Annotated in this window: 18 protein-coding genes and 1 tRNA gene; 14 read left to right on the top strand and 5 right to left on the bottom strand. The window is 69.3% G+C overall.

Going from position 1 to position 15882, the window contains the following annotated elements:
- The first annotated feature begins 361 nt into the window (after positions 1-361).
- Together D0T12_RS15650 and D0T12_RS15655 are read left to right on the top strand one after the other, a co-directional pair.
- Positions 362-640, top strand: a complete 279-nt coding sequence (locus D0T12_RS15650) for a WhiB family transcriptional regulator (protein ID WP_117400278.1) — start codon at positions 362-364, stop codon at positions 638-640.
- Positions 640-891, top strand: a complete 252-nt coding sequence (locus tag D0T12_RS15655) for a hypothetical protein (RefSeq protein ID WP_117400279.1) — start codon at positions 640-642, stop codon at positions 889-891. The genes D0T12_RS15650 and D0T12_RS15655 overlap by 1 nt, the downstream gene beginning before the upstream one ends.
- 200 nt (positions 892-1091) lie before the next feature.
- Here D0T12_RS15655 and D0T12_RS15660 read toward each other — a convergent pair whose 3' ends face one another.
- A complete protein-coding gene (locus tag D0T12_RS15660) occupies positions 1092-2423 on the bottom strand; it encodes an ABC1 kinase family protein (protein WP_233526080.1) in 1332 nt (443 codons plus the stop codon).
- A gap of 384 nt (positions 2424-2807) precedes the next feature.
- On the opposite strand from D0T12_RS15660, the gene D0T12_RS15665 reads away from it, so the two are divergent.
- Entirely contained in the window at positions 2808-3341 is a 534-nt protein-coding gene (locus D0T12_RS15665; protein WP_117400281.1) for a M48 metallopeptidase family protein, read from the top strand.
- Positions 3338-4000 (top strand): hypothetical protein, encoded by a 663-nt coding sequence (locus tag D0T12_RS15670; RefSeq protein WP_233526081.1) that lies wholly within the window; start codon positions 3338-3340, stop codon positions 3998-4000. The genes D0T12_RS15665 and D0T12_RS15670 overlap by 4 nt, the downstream gene beginning before the upstream one ends.
- Here the strand turns inward: D0T12_RS15670 and D0T12_RS15675 are convergent.
- Positions 3990-4535, bottom strand: a complete 546-nt coding sequence (locus D0T12_RS15675; protein ID WP_233526082.1) for an NUDIX hydrolase — start codon at positions 4533-4535, stop codon at positions 3990-3992. The two genes, D0T12_RS15670 and D0T12_RS15675, sit on opposite strands and share 11 nt — an antisense overlap.
- A gap of 187 nt (positions 4536-4722) precedes the next feature.
- Complete coding sequence (locus D0T12_RS15680) at positions 4723-6123, bottom strand: zinc-dependent metalloprotease (protein ID WP_117400283.1); 1401 nt, start codon at positions 6121-6123, stop codon at positions 4723-4725.
- 89 nt (positions 6124-6212) lie between these two features.
- Here D0T12_RS15680 and D0T12_RS15685 point away from each other — a divergent pair, with 89 nt between their 5' ends.
- Positions 6213-7295: an NAD-dependent epimerase/dehydratase family protein gene (locus D0T12_RS15685; protein ID WP_117400284.1), complete on the top strand. Its 1083-nt coding sequence runs from the start codon at positions 6213-6215 to the stop codon at positions 7293-7295.
- 197 nt (positions 7296-7492) lie between these two features.
- Here the strand turns inward: D0T12_RS15685 and D0T12_RS15690 are convergent, their stop codons facing one another.
- Positions 7493-10414 carry a UPF0182 family membrane protein gene (locus tag D0T12_RS15690; protein ID WP_117400285.1) on the bottom strand — a complete coding sequence of 974 codons (2922 nt, stop codon included), beginning with the start codon at positions 10412-10414 and terminating at the stop codon, positions 7493-7495.
- A gap of 123 nt (positions 10415-10537) precedes the next feature.
- On the opposite strand from D0T12_RS15690, the gene D0T12_RS15695 reads away from it, so the two are divergent.
- The 5 genes from D0T12_RS15695 (at position 10538) to D0T12_RS15715 (ending at position 13327) form a co-directional block, all read left to right on the top strand.
- A complete protein-coding gene (locus tag D0T12_RS15695) occupies positions 10538-11062 on the top strand; it encodes a PPA1309 family protein (RefSeq protein WP_117400286.1) in 525 nt (174 codons plus the stop codon).
- A gap of 9 nt (positions 11063-11071) precedes the next feature.
- A complete protein-coding gene (locus D0T12_RS15700) occupies positions 11072-11527 on the top strand; it encodes a molybdenum cofactor biosynthesis protein MoaE (RefSeq protein ID WP_233526083.1) in 456 nt (151 codons plus the stop codon).
- Positions 11528-11554: 27 nt separating this feature from the next.
- Positions 11555-12604, top strand: a complete 1050-nt coding sequence (locus D0T12_RS15705) for a YlbL family protein (protein ID WP_117400287.1) — start codon at positions 11555-11557, stop codon at positions 12602-12604.
- A gap of 45 nt (positions 12605-12649) precedes the next feature.
- Positions 12650-12723: transfer RNA gene (locus D0T12_RS15710), tRNA-Met, on the top strand.
- Positions 12724-12973: 250 nt separating this feature from the next.
- Positions 12974-13327, top strand: a complete 354-nt coding sequence (locus tag D0T12_RS15715; RefSeq protein ID WP_325050812.1) for a transposase — start codon at positions 12974-12976, stop codon at positions 13325-13327.
- Between the two features lie 8 nt (positions 13328-13335).
- Here D0T12_RS15715 and D0T12_RS15720 read toward each other — a convergent pair whose 3' ends face one another.
- Positions 13336-13542: a DUF397 domain-containing protein gene (locus D0T12_RS15720; RefSeq protein ID WP_117400288.1), complete on the bottom strand. Its 207-nt coding sequence runs from the start codon at positions 13540-13542 to the stop codon at positions 13336-13338.
- Between the two features lie 93 nt (positions 13543-13635).
- Between D0T12_RS15720 and D0T12_RS15725 the strand changes: the two genes are divergently transcribed.
- The 4 genes from D0T12_RS15725 to D0T12_RS15740 all read left to right on the top strand — a co-directional run bounded on the left by D0T12_RS15725 (position 13636) and on the right by D0T12_RS15740 (position 15833).
- Positions 13636-13887: a hypothetical protein gene (locus D0T12_RS15725; RefSeq protein WP_233526085.1), complete on the top strand. Its 252-nt coding sequence runs from the start codon at positions 13636-13638 to the stop codon at positions 13885-13887.
- A complete protein-coding gene (locus tag D0T12_RS15730; protein ID WP_233526086.1) occupies positions 13868-14407 on the top strand; it encodes a DUF6879 family protein in 540 nt (179 codons plus the stop codon). Before D0T12_RS15725 ends, D0T12_RS15730 begins: the two co-directional genes overlap by 20 nt.
- A gap of 19 nt (positions 14408-14426) precedes the next feature.
- A complete protein-coding gene (locus tag D0T12_RS15735) occupies positions 14427-15290 on the top strand; it encodes a helix-turn-helix domain-containing protein (RefSeq protein ID WP_158581509.1) in 864 nt (287 codons plus the stop codon).
- Between the two features lie 171 nt (positions 15291-15461).
- Positions 15462-15833 (top strand): ATP-binding protein, encoded by a 372-nt coding sequence (locus D0T12_RS15740; protein WP_117400290.1) that lies wholly within the window; start codon positions 15462-15464, stop codon positions 15831-15833.
- Positions 15834-15882: the final 49 nt, after the last annotated feature.

Raw genomic sequence — 15882 nt, forward strand, 5'->3', positions numbered from 1 at the left:
TCACCGTATGGCGCCTCGGCCGCTGGTGCGACCAAGCCCGGAACGCGACTGCGTGGGCTACGCGGACTGAGCATGCGCGGCACCGATCTGCGCATCGAGCAGCGAATCCAGGACCAAGGGCGCAGTGTCTTCGAACACCTTCTCGAAGACATGACCGTCCCGGCTCCGGCCACGACCCACGTGGGCGTCACCGTCACGGGTGACGTGTCGGGTCCGTACCCCTGGAGGCAACCGGTTTAGAAACAGACCGGCAAGCCCCCAGGCCGCGGATCCAGACACCGGATCCGCGGCCTTCTTGTTTGCCCGGACAACCCACCGACACGCCCGTTGAGATCCAACGAGAGGAACAAGGGTGACTGTGATGCAGGGGGCTCTCGCCATCAGCGAGGAGGACCTCACTCTTCCGTGCCGGACTGACCCGGAGCTGTTCTTCGCCGAGGCTCCCGCCGACGTCGAGCTCGCCAAGGCCCTGTGCCTGGAGTGCCCGCTTCGGAAGGAGTGCCTCGCGGGGGCGCTCGAGCGCAAGGAGCCCTGGGGCGTCTGGGGCGGCGAACTGTTCGTCCGCGGTGTGATCGTGCCGCGCAAGCGGCCGCGTGGCCGCCCGCGCAAGCACCCGCGGCCCGACGAAGTGACCGTGTGATGCCGGCGGCGACGCCGGTCACCGACCCCGGAGACGCGGCCCCCGTGCGGGGGGCGCGTCTCCGGGGCACCGGAGCGGACCCGGTCGAGTCCCGGGACGTGCCCGCCGACCTGGCCGTGCGGCTGCACGCCCTGCGGCGGGCGCGCCGCGACGCCCGGACCAGGGCGTCGCGCGTGCGGCGCGTCCTGCTCGCGCCGACCGTTCCCGACGGGACGTACACGCAGATGCCGAAGGCGCGGCATCGCTCCTAGAAGATCGAAGCTGAGAAGAGACCGAACGGCCCGCATCGGTCGCAGGCCGCCGCCCGTTCTTTCTTGGATGGTTTGACGGACGGCGCGCCTCCCGGCGGGCGTGTGGAGCGCGTCCGGTATCCCACGACCCGGACGCGCGAACGAGCGGGCCCCGCGCATCACATCAGTGCGCGGGGCCCGCCGGGCTTTCCCGACGAATCTCACGTGGCGACGAGTTCGCCGTCCTCGTCGTCGGCGAATCCCGGAACCCACTTCAGCGACTCCGCCCGCGCCGGGATCTCGCATTCCAGCTGGCACAGCACCCCGGTGCCCGCCGACAGGACCCGGTGGATGATGACGTACTGGGGCGGCAGGTTGAGCTGCCGCACCACGTTGGACGGGCGCAGGTCGGTGACGCGGGCGGCCATGTCGCGGAGCCATTCGCGGCTGAACTTGAACGTGTCGGTGACGAACGGCTCGGTGATCGGGGCGAGGAACGCCTGGAGGGAGTCGGCGTCGATCTCCACGCCCTCCCGGATGAAGTCCTCCCGGCGCAGCGCCTCCTCGACCTCGTCGATGTCGGCCATCGTGCCGATCCGCAGGAGCAGCCCGAGCCGCCGCTGGAAGCCACCGGGAATGCGGTCGACGGCGCCGAAGTCGAGGACGCCGAGCCGGCCGTCCTCCAGCAGCCGGAAGTTGCCGGGATGCGGGTCGCCGTGCAGCATCCCGGACCGTTTCGGCCCCGACAGGAGAAACCGGCAGTACAGCAGGGCCGCGTGGTTCCGCGTCTCCTGGTCGCCCTCGCTGATGATCTTCGAGAGGGCCGTGCCGTCCATCCACTCGGTGATCAGGATGTTCCCGCTCTGCGCGATGACCTCGGGAACGTAGAAGTCGGGATCGTCCGCGTAGGCGTTCCGGAAGATCGTCTGGGACTCGGCCTCGATCGTGTAGTCGAGCTCCTCGACCACCCGCTCCTTCAGCTCCGCGAGCATCGCCTTGACGTCCAGGCCCGGCATCAGCACCCCGAACAGCCTGCCGAGCCGGGCGAGCTGGTTGAAATCGCTGATCAGGGCCTTGCCGGCGCCGGGATACTGCACCTTGACCGCGACGGCGCGGCCGTCGTGCCACACGGCGCGGTGCACCTGCCCGATCGACGCGGCCGCCGCCGGCTCGTCGTCGAACGACTCGAAGTAGTCGCGCCAGTCGTCCCCGAGGAACTCCGCCAGCACCCGGTGGACGGTCGCGGCGGGCAGCGGGGGAGCGGCCTCCTGCAACCGCGTCAGCGTGGCACGGTACGGACCGGCGATCTCCGGCGGCAACGCCGCCTCGAAGATCGACAGCATCTGGCCGAGCTTCATCGCCCCGCCCTTGAGCTCGCCGAGCACCTTGAACAGCTGCTCGGCGGTCCGGGCCTGGATCTCCGCCGCGACGGTCTCGGCCGGGCGCCCGAACGTCCGCTTCCCCATGCCGAGCGCGGTGCGCCCCGCGAAACCGATGGGGAGTGACGCCAGCTTTGCTGACCGCGTCACCGCGCGGCGGGGAAGATCGCTCACGCTGACCATTGTCGACGATCGGTTGTCGTTCACGCCACAACCACCGGGAAGTCTCGCCGGACCCGGGCGGCGCCGAACCCCACGACCTGCGACGCTGTGGTAAGTGTGCGCTTTTTCACGCCGTCTCCCGGGGCCGTGGACGGTGGCATCGCGGGCGCACGACGGCCCCCGAGGGCGGTGCCGTGACGCCGACTCGTCAGCGTGGACGCCATGACCGGCACGCACCTCCCGCGCATCGCCTCGCTGGGTGGACACCCGTCCAAAACATAGGTTCTGACCTGCGGCAACGTCAAACACCCCCTGTGGTGAACGCAAAATTTCGAGTACGGTTCAGGCGTGCCCCCTAACGTTGAGGTCCGCCGCAGCGCAAGGCGCCGGCGCACCGTGTCCGCCTACCGCGACGGCGACAAGGTGGTGGTGATGGTTCCGTCCAGGCTGAGCAAAGCCGAAGAGGAACAGTGGATCGCGACCATCCTCGAGCGCCTCGCGGAGCGGGAGCGCCGCCGGCGGCCGAGCGACGCAGACCTCCAGTCGCGCGCCAGGGAACTGTCCCGCCGCTACCTCGACGGCCGGGCCGACCCCGTGAGCGTCCGCTGGGTCGCCAACCAGCGCGCCCGATGGGGGTCGTGCACCCCCGACGACGGCACGATCCGGCTGTCCACCCGCCTGCGGGGCATGCCGGGCTGGGTCGTCGACTACGTCCTCGTCCACGAACTGGCCCATCTGCTGATCCCCGGGCACGGCGCCGACTTCTGGGAGCTCGTCGGCAACTATCCGAAGGCCGAGCGGGCCCGCGGCTACCTGGAGGGCGTCGCCGCCGCCGCGCACCTGCCGCTGGAGGCGGACGCGCCGGACGGCGAGATCGGCGACGAGGCCGTCCACCACGGCGACGACTTCCCCCACGAGGTCGCCGGATGACCGACGCCCCGGCGCCACCGCCCGGGGCCCCGTCGCGTTACGCCGCCGTCCTGTCGTTCCCCCACCGGCCGGGCTCGCGGCCGAGCGGCCCGCCCGGCGTCGATGCCGACGAGTTCCGGCTCGCGCTGCTCGAAGACACCTACGAGGCCGTCGCCGGGCTTGAGCTGGTGACCTGCGCCCTCGTCCTCGACCCGCCCGACCAGCCGGACGCCGAGGCCGTCACCTGGCCCGGCACCCCCATCGTCCGGGAGGCGACCCTCGCGGACGCGTTCGCGGCGCTGCGCGAGCGCGGCGCCGACACCGCCGCGCTGGTCGCCGCGGACGCCCCCGACCTGCCGCCGCTGCTCCTCGGCAAACTGTTCCGCGCCCTCGGCGGCGCCCCCGCCGCCGCCTGCGCCGCCCGCCCCGAAGGGCTCGTCGCGCTCGCCGCCCGGCTGCCGCTCCCCGGCTGGCTCGCCACGGCCCTGCGCGACGTCGACCTCGACACGCCGGACGCGCTGGCCCGGCTCCGCGCCGCCGCCCCACGCCCAGGCCTCGTCCCGCAGGGGCCGGGATGGCACCGCATCCGCACCGTCCACGACCTGCGGTTCCTCGACCCCGGCCTGGAAGGCTGGGAATGCACCCGCGCCCTCCTCGAAGGGCACCCGCTCAGCTCCTGACGGCCTGCGCCACAAGCCCGCGGACGGCGTCGTCCGTCGAACCGGGAAGATCGTCCACCGGGAACCAGTCGAGGGCGTCCGACTCGGCGCTCACCGTGTGCCGCGCGTCCACCGGGGCGATCGCGACGTACTGGACGTCCAGATGCCACGTCCCCTCCGGACGGCAGCGGACGGCGTGCCGGTCCAGCCGGACGGGTACCGGCCGCAGCCGCAGCCCCGCGATGCCGGACTCCTCCGTCGCCTCCCGCAGCGCCGCGCCCGCCAACGTGACGTCCCCCGGCTCGCAGTGCCCGCCGAGCTGGAACCACGCCTTGAACTTCGCGTGCAGGGTCAGCAGCACCCGGGTCCGGGACGCGTCGAGCACCGCCGTGCTGGCCGTGATGTGCCCGGCCGCGCACTCCCGCCACATCCCGTCCGCCGGATGCTCCTCCAGATGCCGCAGGAAACCGAGCCGGACGTCCTCCTGACCGGCGTCCGGCGCCTCCCAGGACGACAGGACGCGCACCGCGTCCTCGTACAGGGGCGTCCGCGTCACCGGCGACCCACGCGCGGATAACGGGAGTTGTCGAGGGTGCGGCGCCGACGTTCCTGATCGACCGGACGGTGCCAGCACAGGCTCGCCCGCGCGATGCGCCGCCTGATCGCGTTCGTCGACGAGCACGGCTCGTACCGGCAGCCGTTCACACGGACCACCGGCCGCGGATGCGACTCGCGGGACCGGCTCATGCTCGGGGCCCGTCCTGTCCGGAGTCGTCGCCCGGTCCCTCATCGTCACCGAGATCCCGATCGTCGGGTTTCTCGTCGGGCTTCCCGGTCTCGTCCTCCGGGGCCTTGGTCAACCTGGACAGGTCCAGGTCGGAAAGGCCCTCGATCTCGTCGCGGCCATGGACGAAACCATCGGGATCGTCGAGATCATCGGACGTCGGAAGCAGGTCGGGATGGTCCCAGATCGCGTCCCGGTCCTGCACGCCCCGCGCCTGCGTGAGCGTCCGCCACAGCGCCGCCGCCTCCCGCAGCCGCCGCGGCCGCAGCTCCAGGCCGACCAGCGTCGCGAACGTCCGCTCCGCCGGCCCGCCCGTCGCGCGGCGCCGCCGCACCGCCTCGGCCAGCTTTACCGAACCGGGCAGCCGCCCGTCCGCCGCCTCGTTGACCACCGTGTCGACCCAGCCCTCGACCAGCGCGAGCGTCGTCTCCAACCGGGCCAGCGCCGCCTTCTGCCGCGGCGTCTCCTCCGGCTGGAGCTGGATCTCGCCGCCGAGCGCCTCCTGGATCGCCTCCGGATTCGACAGGTCCAGACCCTGGACGGCCTGCTCGATGCCCGAAAGGTCGACCGTGATGCCCCGCGCGTACTCCTCGACCGCGCCCAGCAGATGCGACCGCAGCCACGGCACGTGCGCGAAGAGTCGCTGGTGGGCGGCCTCCCGCAGCGCCAGGTACAGCCGGACCTCGTCGGCGGAGACCTCCAGCCCGGAGCCGAACGCCTCGACGCCCGCGGGCAGCAGCGCGCCCACACCGTCCGGGGCGAGCGGCAGCCCCACGTCCGCGGACCCGGTCACCTCACGGGCCAGCGCGCCGAGCGCCTGCCCCGCCTGGCCGCCGACCATCGCGCCCGCCATCTGCTTGACCATCCCGATCAGCGGGCCCGCCATCGCCCGCATGTCGTCGGGGATCTCACCGCCGCCGAGCGCCCCGCCCATCGAGTCGACCATGCGGTCCGCGATCGGGTCGCACACCTTCGCCCACACCGGCAGCGTCTGCTCGATCCACTCGGACCGGCTCCACGCCCGCGGCGTGCGGATCCCGGCGGGCAGGGTCGTCTTCTCGTCCAGCCACAGGTCCGCGAGGCGCAGCGCCTCCTCCACCTGGCGCCGCTCGGCGTCGACGACCGACGGGTCGCCCTCCTCCACCACCGTGTGCCGCGCGATGTTCTTGGCCAGGTCCCAGTTCAGGGGGCCGCCACCGGCGGCGCCGCCCGCGCCCTGGCCGCCGATCATGTCCGCGAAGCGGTGCAGCATGTCGGCGAACTGCGCCATGTCGCCGCCCATGCCCTTGAATGGATCCTGGGGCCGGTCGTCGTCGTCACCGTTGCCGGGACGGTTGAAACCGAACGGGTTGTCACTCATCGGTTTGCCCCTGGGATGCATGATGGGCTCATATCCGCAACGTTAGCCGGTCCCGGCAAGGTCGCGTACACAAGGAAGGGGGCGCCTCCGTGGCAACGGGCAAGGTTCGCCCTCGGCGTAGCAAGGGCCCGGTCGTCGCCGTCACCGGCGCCGCCACCGGCGCGGGACGGCTGCTCGCCGCCCGGCTCGCCGAACGGGAAGAGATCCGCAAGGTCGTCGCCATCGACGGGCACCGCGGCGATGTGCCCGCGGTCACGTGGCGTGTCGTCGACATCCGTGACCCCCTGCTGTCCAACCGGCTGTCGGACGTCGACGTGATCGTCAACCTGGACGTCGAGGACTCCCCGGACGTGGACCCCCGCGACCGCCGCACCCACAACGTCCGCGGCGCCCAGACCGTGGTGACCGCCGCCGCTGCCGCCCGCGTCCGCCGCGTGGTCCTCGTCACGTCCGCGATGGTGTACGGCGCCGAGCCCGGCAACGAGGTGCCGCTGGACGAGGACGCGCCGCTGCGCGCCGAGGCCAGCACCAGCATCGCGGGCGACTACCTGGAGATCGAGGAACTGGCCGCGACCGCGCCGATCACCCACCCCGGCCTGGACGTCACCGTCGTCCGCCCCGCCGCGCTCACCGGCCCCGGCGTGGACACCGTCATCACCCGGCACTTCGAGGCGCCGCGGCTGCTGTCGGTCAAGGGCAGCACACCCGGCTGGCAGTTCTGCCACATCGAGGACCTCGCGTCCGCGCTGGACGTCGTCGTCACCGAGAACGTCACCGGGCCCCTCGCCGTCGGCTGCGACGGCTGGCTCGGCCCCGACGAGGTGACCGAGATCACCGGGAAGCGGACCTTCGAACTGCCCGCCGCGCTCACCTTCGGCATGGCGCAGCGGCTGCACCGGCTCGGCATGACACCCGCGCCCGCCACCGACCTGCACTATGTCGCCTACCCGTGGGTCGTGGACTGCGCGCGGCTCCGCGCCGCCGGCTGGAAACCCCTATACGACAACGCCACCGCGCTGCGCGCCCTGATCGACGAGACAGCGGGACGGCACGCCGTCGTCGGACGCCGCGTCGGCGGCAAGGAGGCCACCATGGCGACCGCCGCCGGCGCCACCGTCGCCGCGATCGGCGCCGCCGCCGCCATCCGCCGCGCACGCAAACGCCGCCGCTGAACCCGGCCGGGTCTCGGCCTCAGCCAGAGGGCGCGCCTCCATCGGCCACGCACGCGAACGCGTCACCCGCGCGGTGAGGCGACGCCGGAGGCGAACCTCACCGCGCGGATCGCGAGCGATGTCGCGTTCGCGCCGACACGGACACGGCACGAGCCGTCAGGCGAGTGCCATGGGCCGGGGCTGTGACAGAGACGGCCTCAGCCCGTGGACGGTGTCGTGGTCGGGGTCGGGGAACCGGACGGAGACCCGGTCGGGCGCGGCGACGGGGACGGCGCCGCGGGCTTCGCCCGGCTCGCCGCCGAAAGCGCCGCCTGCGCCTCCTTGATCCGCTTCCAGGCCTCGCCCATCCCCGGATAGTTGCCTTCCTTGCGGGCGTTCTCGTAGTCCTGGATGGCCCGTTGAAGGTCGCCGACCGCCTTCCGCGCCTCCGCGGTGAGCTGCCCGCCCGGCGCCGTCCCCGGCGGAGCGTCCACCGGCGGCGCCGCGCCCGTGCCGCCGAGAACCTTCTCCAACGCCTCCTTCAGCGTGTCCGCCGAGGCGCTGCTGTTCCCGTACTGGACGAGGATCTTGCCGAGGATCGGATACGGCTGCTGCTCCTTGCCGCCCGCCGCCTTCTTGTACATCGGCTCGACGTACAGCAGGCTCCCCCCGAACGGGATCGTCAGCAGATTGCCCGCCACGGTCTTCGTGCCGCCCTGTCTCAGCGCGAACAGGTCGCCCTTCACCTGATCGTCCGTCTCGAACGAGTTCTGCACCTGGCCCGGCCCCGCCGGTTGCGCGTCCCGCGGCATCTGCAGGATCTGGATCTGCCCGTAGTCGCGTCCCGGCGTCGACCCCACCGCCATGAACGCCGCCAACTGGGCGTTGCCGCGCGGGTTGAACACCGTCGTGAGCAAGAACGACTCGGAGTCCTGACCGGGCATCCGCATGCTTTGGTAGTACGGCGGCTGGCGCCTGTCCTTCGTCGACGGGTCCTCCGGCACCTCCCAGAAACCCTCACCGTTGTAGAACGCCGACGGGTCCGTCACGTGGTACTTCGTGAGGATCTTCCGCTGCACCTTGAACAGGTCCTGCGGGTAACGGAAATGCGCCTCCAGTTCCGGCGGGATCGACGACCTCGGCTGGACGGTGTTGTCGAACACCTTCATCCACGTCTTCGTGATCGGGTCGTTCTCGTCCCATTGGTACAGGTGCACCGACCCGTCATAGGCGTCCACCGTCGCCTTCACCGAGTTGCGCATGTAGTTGATGTGATCGTCGGCCTGCCGCGCCACCGCCGACCGCGTGTCGGTGATGGTGTCGCGGGTCGCCTCCGCCAGACTCATCTCCTCCGAGTACGGGTAGGCGTTGGACGTGGTGTAGCCGTCCACGATCCACAGGATGCGCCCGTTCACCACCGCCGGGTACGGGTCGCCGTCCAGCGTCAGCCAAGGCGCCGCCTTGCGCACCATCTCCCGCGGCGACCGGTCGTAGAGGATCTTCGCGTCCTTGTTGATCGCGCCGGACAGCAGCAGGTTCTTGTCCTGGAACTTCGACGCGAACAGCAACTTGTGGAAGAACGAGTCGATCGGGACGCCGCCGTCACCGTCGTAGTTGCTGCTCTGCTGCCCCGCCTTGCTGTTGTCCGGGTAGTTCAGCTCCTCCTGGCCGCGCCCGCCGACCACCGAGTACCGCGGCGACCGCTCCCCAAAGTAGATCTCCGGCTTCGCCACCTTGATCTTGTGCTGCGGGGAGACCGGCATGTTCTTCGTGACGAAGTCGGGCAGCTTGCCGTCGAAACGATCCCCGTACGCCGACACCAGCCCGTAGCCGTGCGTGTAGACCATGTGGTCCTTCACCCAGCTCCGCTGCCCCGAAGGCGCCCCCGACAGCTCCCGCAGCGCGACGATCGTGTCGACCATCCGGCCGTCCACCTGGTACCGGTCGACGTCGAGCGTGTCGGGGAACTTGTAGAACGGCCTGATGCGCTGAAGCTGCTCGAACGTCTCGCCCATCACCGCCGGGTCGAGGACGCGCACGCCGCCCTGAACGAGCGTGTCCGCCTCCTGGCGAAGCTTCTCCTTGTCGGTCACCGGCTGCGACCCGTACTGGACGACGCTCGCCTTGTCCACGCCGTACGCCCTACGGGTGAACTCGATGTTGCGCTCGATGAACGTCTGCTCCTTGGCCAGCTCGTCCGGCTTCACCTGGAACTGCTGGATCAACAGCGGATACACCCCGCCCAGCAGGATCGCCGACAGGACCAGCAGCGTGGCCCCCACGCCCGGCAGCATCATCCCGCGCCGCATCAGGTTGCTGAAGAACATCACCGAGCACAACAGCGCGATGATCATGAGGATGGTCTTCGCCGGCAGCAGCGCGTTGACATCGGTGTAGGACGCGCCCGTCGTCACGCCCCGCTCCGAATGCACCAAGCCGTACCGGTCGAACCAGTACGCGACCGCCTTCAACAGGATGAACAGCCCGAACAGCACCGACAGATGGGCACGCGCGGGCGGACTCGCCTTGTCACCCGGCCCCTGCAGCCGCAAACCCCCGTACAGGTAATGCACCACCACCGCGGCCAGAATCGACAGGATCAACGTCGCGAAGACCACACCGAGGACCAGACGCAAGAACGGATACGTGAAGACGTAGAACGACACGTCCTTGTGGAACTGCGGATCCTCCACACCGAACGACGTCCGGTTCAGGAACGCCAACCACACCGGCCACTGGCCCGCCACCGACGAACCCGTCAACACCCCCAACAGGCCCAACAACGACCACGCGATCAGCCGCCGGCGCGGATCGATCACCGTGCGGTACCGCTCCAAGCCCTGCTGCTCCACCGACAACGGCCGGTACGCCGGACGCAGCCGATACGCCACCGCCACATTCGCGCCCACCACCAGCGACATCAGCAGCCCCGCCCCGAAGAACAGCACCACCTTCGCCTGAAGCTGCGTCGTGTACACCTTCTTGAAGCCGATGGAGTCGTACCACAGCACATTCGTGTACGTCGCCGTGAACACCATGAACGCGACCAGGAGCACGGCGAACACCACCAGTGTCGGCAACACCAGCCGTGTCCGTCCGGTACCGAGCCGGCGCCCGAAGCCGGGAGTCCGGAAGGTCAACTGACCCCTCCGATCGAGAATCTCGCCACCGGCCGCCCGCCGGTGCAGCGCTGAATAAGCAACTTACCGACTGACACGGGGGTTCCCGCATGTCCCCAGGGCGAAAGGGGGAAAGATGGGCCCGTGAACCATCTGGAAGAAGTCGTCCTCGACCTCGAACGTCACTCGGCCCAGAAGGGGTGGGACGCCCCGCCGAGCCTGTACGCCCTCGTCCGCAGCGGCGTCCTCCGCCGCGCCGAACCCGGCATCGCCGCCCAGCTCCCCCCCGACGCCGACGCCCTCGTCCCCGTCGAACAGGACACCCTCCCCGAACCCAACGACCTCGAACGATCCCTCGCCGGAATCGTCTGGCCCGACACCGTCGACGGCTGCGCCCTCGTCCTCGAACGCGTCATCCTCCCCGCCGACGTCGAAGCCGACATCCCCGACGACGCCGCCGCAGCCGAAGCGTTCGTCGGCACCCACCCCGCCCGCGAAGACGTCCGCATGGTCATCGGCGTCCTCCGCGACGGCGCCCGCCTCTCCGCCATCCGCATGCGCAGCCACGACAGCGAAGACGCCGTCCTCACCGGAACCGAACTCGTCCGCAACCTCCCCGAAGCCCTCGCCGCCACCCTCGAACCGGACGAACCAGCCACGGGCGGGTAGCCTGCCGACGTGACCCAAGACAGCGCCGCCACCACCTCCACCGACGAGGTGATCAAGCTGGTCGACGTCCGCGACACGCCCCTCTCCGTCGACGAAACGCTCGCCGCCGTCGCCGCGCCCGGCGTCGGCGGCACCGCCGTCTTCATCGGAACGGTCCGCGACAACGACCACGCCCGCGCCGTCCACGGCCTCTCCTACAGCGCGCACCCCACCGCCCACCAGCGACTCCGCGCCGTCATGGAGAAAGTCGCCGCCGACCACCCCGTCCTCGGCCTCGCCGCCGTCCACCGCGTCGGAGACCTCCGCGTCGGCGACACCGCCGTCATCGTCGCCGCCGCCGGCGCCCACCGCGACGAAGCCTTCACCGCCTGCCGCCGCCTCATCGACGACCTCAAAGCACACGTGCCCCTCTGGAAACACCAGACCTTCACCGACGGCGGCGACGAATGGGTCGGCGCGTGCTGACCCCCACCACCGAATAGAGTTCCGACCATGTCCCGTCGTGCCGCCACGCTCACCACAGCGAGCGTGATCGTCCTCGTGCTCGCCATCATCGGCTCCGTCATGCGCGTCCCGTACGTCGCGCTCACCCCCGGGCCCACGAGCAACACCCTCGGCACCAACGACAAAGGCCAACCCCTCATCAGAATCGAAGGCCGCCAAACCTACCCCGGCGGCGGACACCTCAACTTCACCACCGTCACCTACCGAGGCGGACCCAGCGGACGCATCGACCTCCTCACCGCCCTCCGCGGCTGGCTCGCCGACGACACCGCCATCGTCCCCGAAGAAACCATCTTCCCCCAGGACGAAACGCCGAAGCAGGTCGACGAAGAGAACACCCGCCAGATGGAGAACTCCCAACAGAACGCCGAAGCCGCCGCCCTCCACGAACTCGGCATCCCCATCTCCACCCGCGTCATCGTCGAAGGCGTCCAAAAAGGCCGCCCCGCCGACGGCATCCTCAAACCCGACGACGAGATCACCGCCGTCGACGGCGCCAAAGTCACCAACGTCGCCCAAGTCACCGGCACCATGGCCAAACACAAGATCGGCGACACCGTCACCGTCACCTACACCCGCGCCGGCAAACCCCACACCGCCACCCTCAAAACCGTCGCCACCCCCGGCGGCGACCGCGCCGCCGTCGGCATCGTCATCGCCGACCAGTACAAATTCCCCTTCAAAATCGACATCAGCGTCGGCGACATCGGCGGCCCCTCAGCCGGCCTCATGTTCTCCCTCGCCATCATCGACAAACTCACCCCAGGCCCCCTCACCCAAGGCCGCTTCATCGCCGGCACCGGCACCATCACCGCCAACGGCGAAGTCGGCCCCATCGGCGGCATCCAACAAAAAATGATCGCCGCCCGCCGCGCCGGCGCCACCGTCTTCCTCACCCCCAAAGACAACTGCGCCGACGCCGCCGCCTCCCGCCCCGACGGCCTCCGCCTCATCCGCGCCGACACCCTCCACGGCACCCTCCAAGCCATCAACGCCCTCACCAGCGGCAAAGGCCCCATCCCCAGCTGCACCCGATGACCCGTCCCCACCACCCCACCCCATGCCCTACACTTGAACCAACACCGCGGGGTGGAGCAGTTCGGTAGCTCGCTGGGCTCATAACCCAGAGGTCGCAGGTTCAAATCCTGCCCCCGCTACGGATCTGGGTCCCCATGGTCGGCGCTTTGCGTCTTCCCTGGGGATCCTTCGCTTTTTCCGGGGGGACGACCCCCCGGAGCCCCCCGTGCCTCCGCCATCCCCCACCCGCCCGCCCCCGGGGCTCCGCCCCTGTCCCCCTTGGGGCTTCGCCCGCCCTGTCCCTCCATCGATCCGGGACCACCTACGCCGCCGCGGTATCGCCAGCACGATCCCGGTCCCCGCTGACCAGAACGGTAGTTCCTTGTCGCGATCGACAAGGCCGTGCCCGCCGAACTGGAGGTGCACCTGATCTGCGACAACCTGGCCACTCACAAGACACCGCTCGTCCACGAATGGCTGGCCCGCCACCCTCGCTTCCACGTGCATTTCACCCCGACCGGGTCGTCCTGGCTCAACCAGGTCGAACGCTGGTTCGCCTACCTCACCACCCAGCTCACCCAACGCGGCGTCCACAAAAGCGTCCAAGCTCTCGAAGCCGACGTCCGCGCCTGGATCCAGCAGTGGAACAACAACCCCAAGCCGTGCGTGTGGACCAAGCCCGCCGAAGAAATCCTCAGCTCCCTCGCCCGATATCTACAAGAATTTTCAGGCGCAGAACACTAGTCGCCCCGTTAGAGGCCGAGGACGCCAGCCTTGATCTGGGTGAGGAGAGTCGCCAGGACAGCCTGGGACAGGGGCAGGTACGGGCCGTCCGGGTCTTTGGAGTCTCGGATGCCGATGACTCGGGCTTCAAGTTCAGCTATCTGGACGCAGTTGCCTTCCCTGGTGTAAGTCGACGTCCTCCACGCCACGCTCTTCGACGTCCTCGCGGTATCCATGCGCGGACGTTAGCTCGCTGTGGAATCCCTTGACCAGAGCTGCATAGGCGGGAGAGTCTCCTAGACGAGATGCCTCTCTTCGCCTCACCATCGATGACGGAGGCCGTCATGGCGCTGCGGTTGCTCGCGATCGACCCGAACACGCAGGGCGGAAACTGCCTGGCTGTCCACCTCGATGAGGACACAGGCGACATCCTCTTCCAGGGCTGGACCGAGGCGGCCCCGCAGGTGCTCGCCGAGGCGAAGGGGAACAGTCCTCTCGCTCCGCACGAGAGTCTGGTGAGGTTCCCGGCCCGGATGCGGGAGACCATCTTGGAGGCGCTACGTGACAACGCCGAGACCTGACGATCTCGACGCAGAGGACTTCGCCGCACTGTTTGCCACGGCGCGGCGGACGGCGGTTCACCTCGAACTGAGGGATGCCTACACGCCTGATGACCCGCTGTTCCTGCGCTGGCTGGACGGTTATGTGACCTCTGCCGACATCGCCGAGCAAGAGCACGAGTGGGCCGAGATCGTACGGACTGCGGTGGGGCGCGGCGTCACCATGCGTCGTGTCCGGGTCGTCTCTGAGCCTCTGGCCCCGTTCACCCGATTCGAGTACGAAGGGGCCGGCGCGCTCAATGAGGCGGCCGGCGAGCAGGTCCGTTGGTTGCCTCGCCGGCAGGCTGGCGGTCTGTGCTTGCCCGCCAATGACTATTGGGTGTTGGACGATCGTCTCGTTCGGTTCGGCTACTTCTCCGGCGTCGGGGACTACGTTGGCGCAGAACTGACCGACGATCCGGCTGTGGCGGAGCAGTGCGGTAGCGCTTTCGAGGGAGCATGGGAGCGAGCGATTCCGCATAAGGACTACCGCCCGCAGTAGCCGATTCGATACTGACACCGTGCCTTCACCCCAGTACCCGGCTGTTCAAGCAGCTCGGCAGGCCCTCGCCGACCGCCTGCGCGAGATCCGCCTGAACTCGGGGATCAAGACCCAATACCTCGCCGAAGCCGCCGGATGGGACAGATGGAAGGTCGGCAAGATCGAGCATGCTCGACGGCCGCCGACCGCCGCCGACATCAGGGCCTGGTGCCGCGTCTGTGACGCCGAGGACCAGTGCGAGGACCTCATAGCGGCTCTGCAGTCTGTGGACTCTGCCTATGCGACCTGGAAGCGCCTCCAGCGAGGTAAAGGCGGCCTGAGGCGGCTCCAGGAGAGTCGCCTTGCCCTGTACGAAGGGGCCTCCACCGACTGGACGTACTGTTCTCAGGTCGTGCCCGGCCTCCTCCAGACTCGGGATTACGTAACTGAGTTGCTTACTCTCATCTCCCGTCGATCGGGCGGGCCTGACGACGATGTACCAGGAGCGGCAGCCGCTCGCATTGACCGGCAGCGTGTTCTGTGGCGCCCTGGTCGTAAGTTCCTGTTCCTGATGGAAGAGGCGGCGCTGTACTACCGCCTCGGTGAACCACAAGTAATGCTCAATCAGCTCTCGCACCTGGCGAACATCACAGCGTCCGCGATCCCTTCGGTGGCGCTGGGAGTGCTCCCCTTCGCTCGTGCACGTTCTCAGTGGGTGTTGGAGAACTTCACCGTGTTCGACGGCAACAAGGTGGAGGTGGAGATCCTGTCTGCCCTGGTCACCATCACCGTGCCGGGCGAGGTCTCCTTGTATTTGGCTGCGTTTGAAGATCTTTACCGCTCTGCCGTCTTTGGAGACGAAGCGGGGAGGCTGATCGAGGCAGCGGCCGACACCTACCGCTGAGGTTGTCTGCCTCCTTTTGCCTCTCTTCTGGTGCGGAGCGCTCGCCGCAAGCCAGTGTCGTGTGACACGAGGTCCGCCGTTCGGTGTGGAACAGCAGGACGGGCCCGGTACCGAATCGGGAGTCACCGATGACGACAGCAGCCCAGGAGACGCGGAAGATTTTTATGGATCATGAGTTCCTCTCACCACCGGCGACAGTGGGCATCGCCCGCCGTGCGGCGGTGCGGCTCTCGTCATGTGGGGCTGTCCGAGCGACAGGCGGAAGATGCCCAGTTGGTGGTGTGCGAGCTGGTGACGAACTCGGTCACTCAGGCAAGCCACAAGAAGATCCGGGTTCGGATCTGTGAAGAGGTGGTCAACACACTCACCGTCGAGGTATGGGACCCCGGCCCGGCATCGCCCCGGTGCAGGTCTCTGCAGCTCGACGCCGAGAACGGGCGTGGGCTCTTCATCGTGAAGAGGCTGGCCGCCTACACCGGCTGGCGGCCCGCTGGCGAGGGCGAGTGGGTCTTCGCCGTTTTGGAGGTACGTCCCAATGTCTGAAAGCACCGCAGTCATCGCGGGCGAAACCGCTCGTCTCTGTACAGGCCGC

The organism is Actinomadura spongiicola (assembly GCF_003432485.1).
Classification (GTDB): domain Bacteria; phylum Actinomycetota; class Actinomycetes; order Streptosporangiales; family Streptosporangiaceae; genus Spirillospora; species Spirillospora spongiicola.

Coding starts and splice junctions, on each gene's coding strand:
- D0T12_RS15650 (WP_117400278.1), top strand. CDS start 362: ATGCAGGGGGCTCTCGCCATCAGCGAGGAGGACCTCACTCTTCCGTGC.
- D0T12_RS15655 (WP_117400279.1), top strand. CDS start 640: ATGCCGGCGGCGACGCCGGTCACCGACCCCGGAGACGCGGCCCCCGTG.
- D0T12_RS15670 (WP_233526081.1), top strand. CDS start 3,338: ATGACCGACGCCCCGGCGCCACCGCCCGGGGCCCCGTCGCGTTACGCC.
- D0T12_RS15680 (WP_117400283.1), bottom strand. CDS start 6,123: ATGAGTGACAACCCGTTCGGTTTCAACCGTCCCGGCAACGGTGACGAC.
- D0T12_RS15705 (WP_117400287.1), top strand. CDS start 11,555: ATGTCCCGTCGTGCCGCCACGCTCACCACAGCGAGCGTGATCGTCCTC.
- D0T12_RS15720 (WP_117400288.1), bottom strand. CDS start 13,542: ATGGATACCGCGAGGACGTCGAAGAGCGTGGCGTGGAGGACGTCGACT.
- D0T12_RS15725 (WP_233526085.1), top strand. CDS start 13,636: ATGACGGAGGCCGTCATGGCGCTGCGGTTGCTCGCGATCGACCCGAAC.
- D0T12_RS15740 (WP_117400290.1), top strand. CDS start 15,462: ATGAGTTCCTCTCACCACCGGCGACAGTGGGCATCGCCCGCCGTGCGG.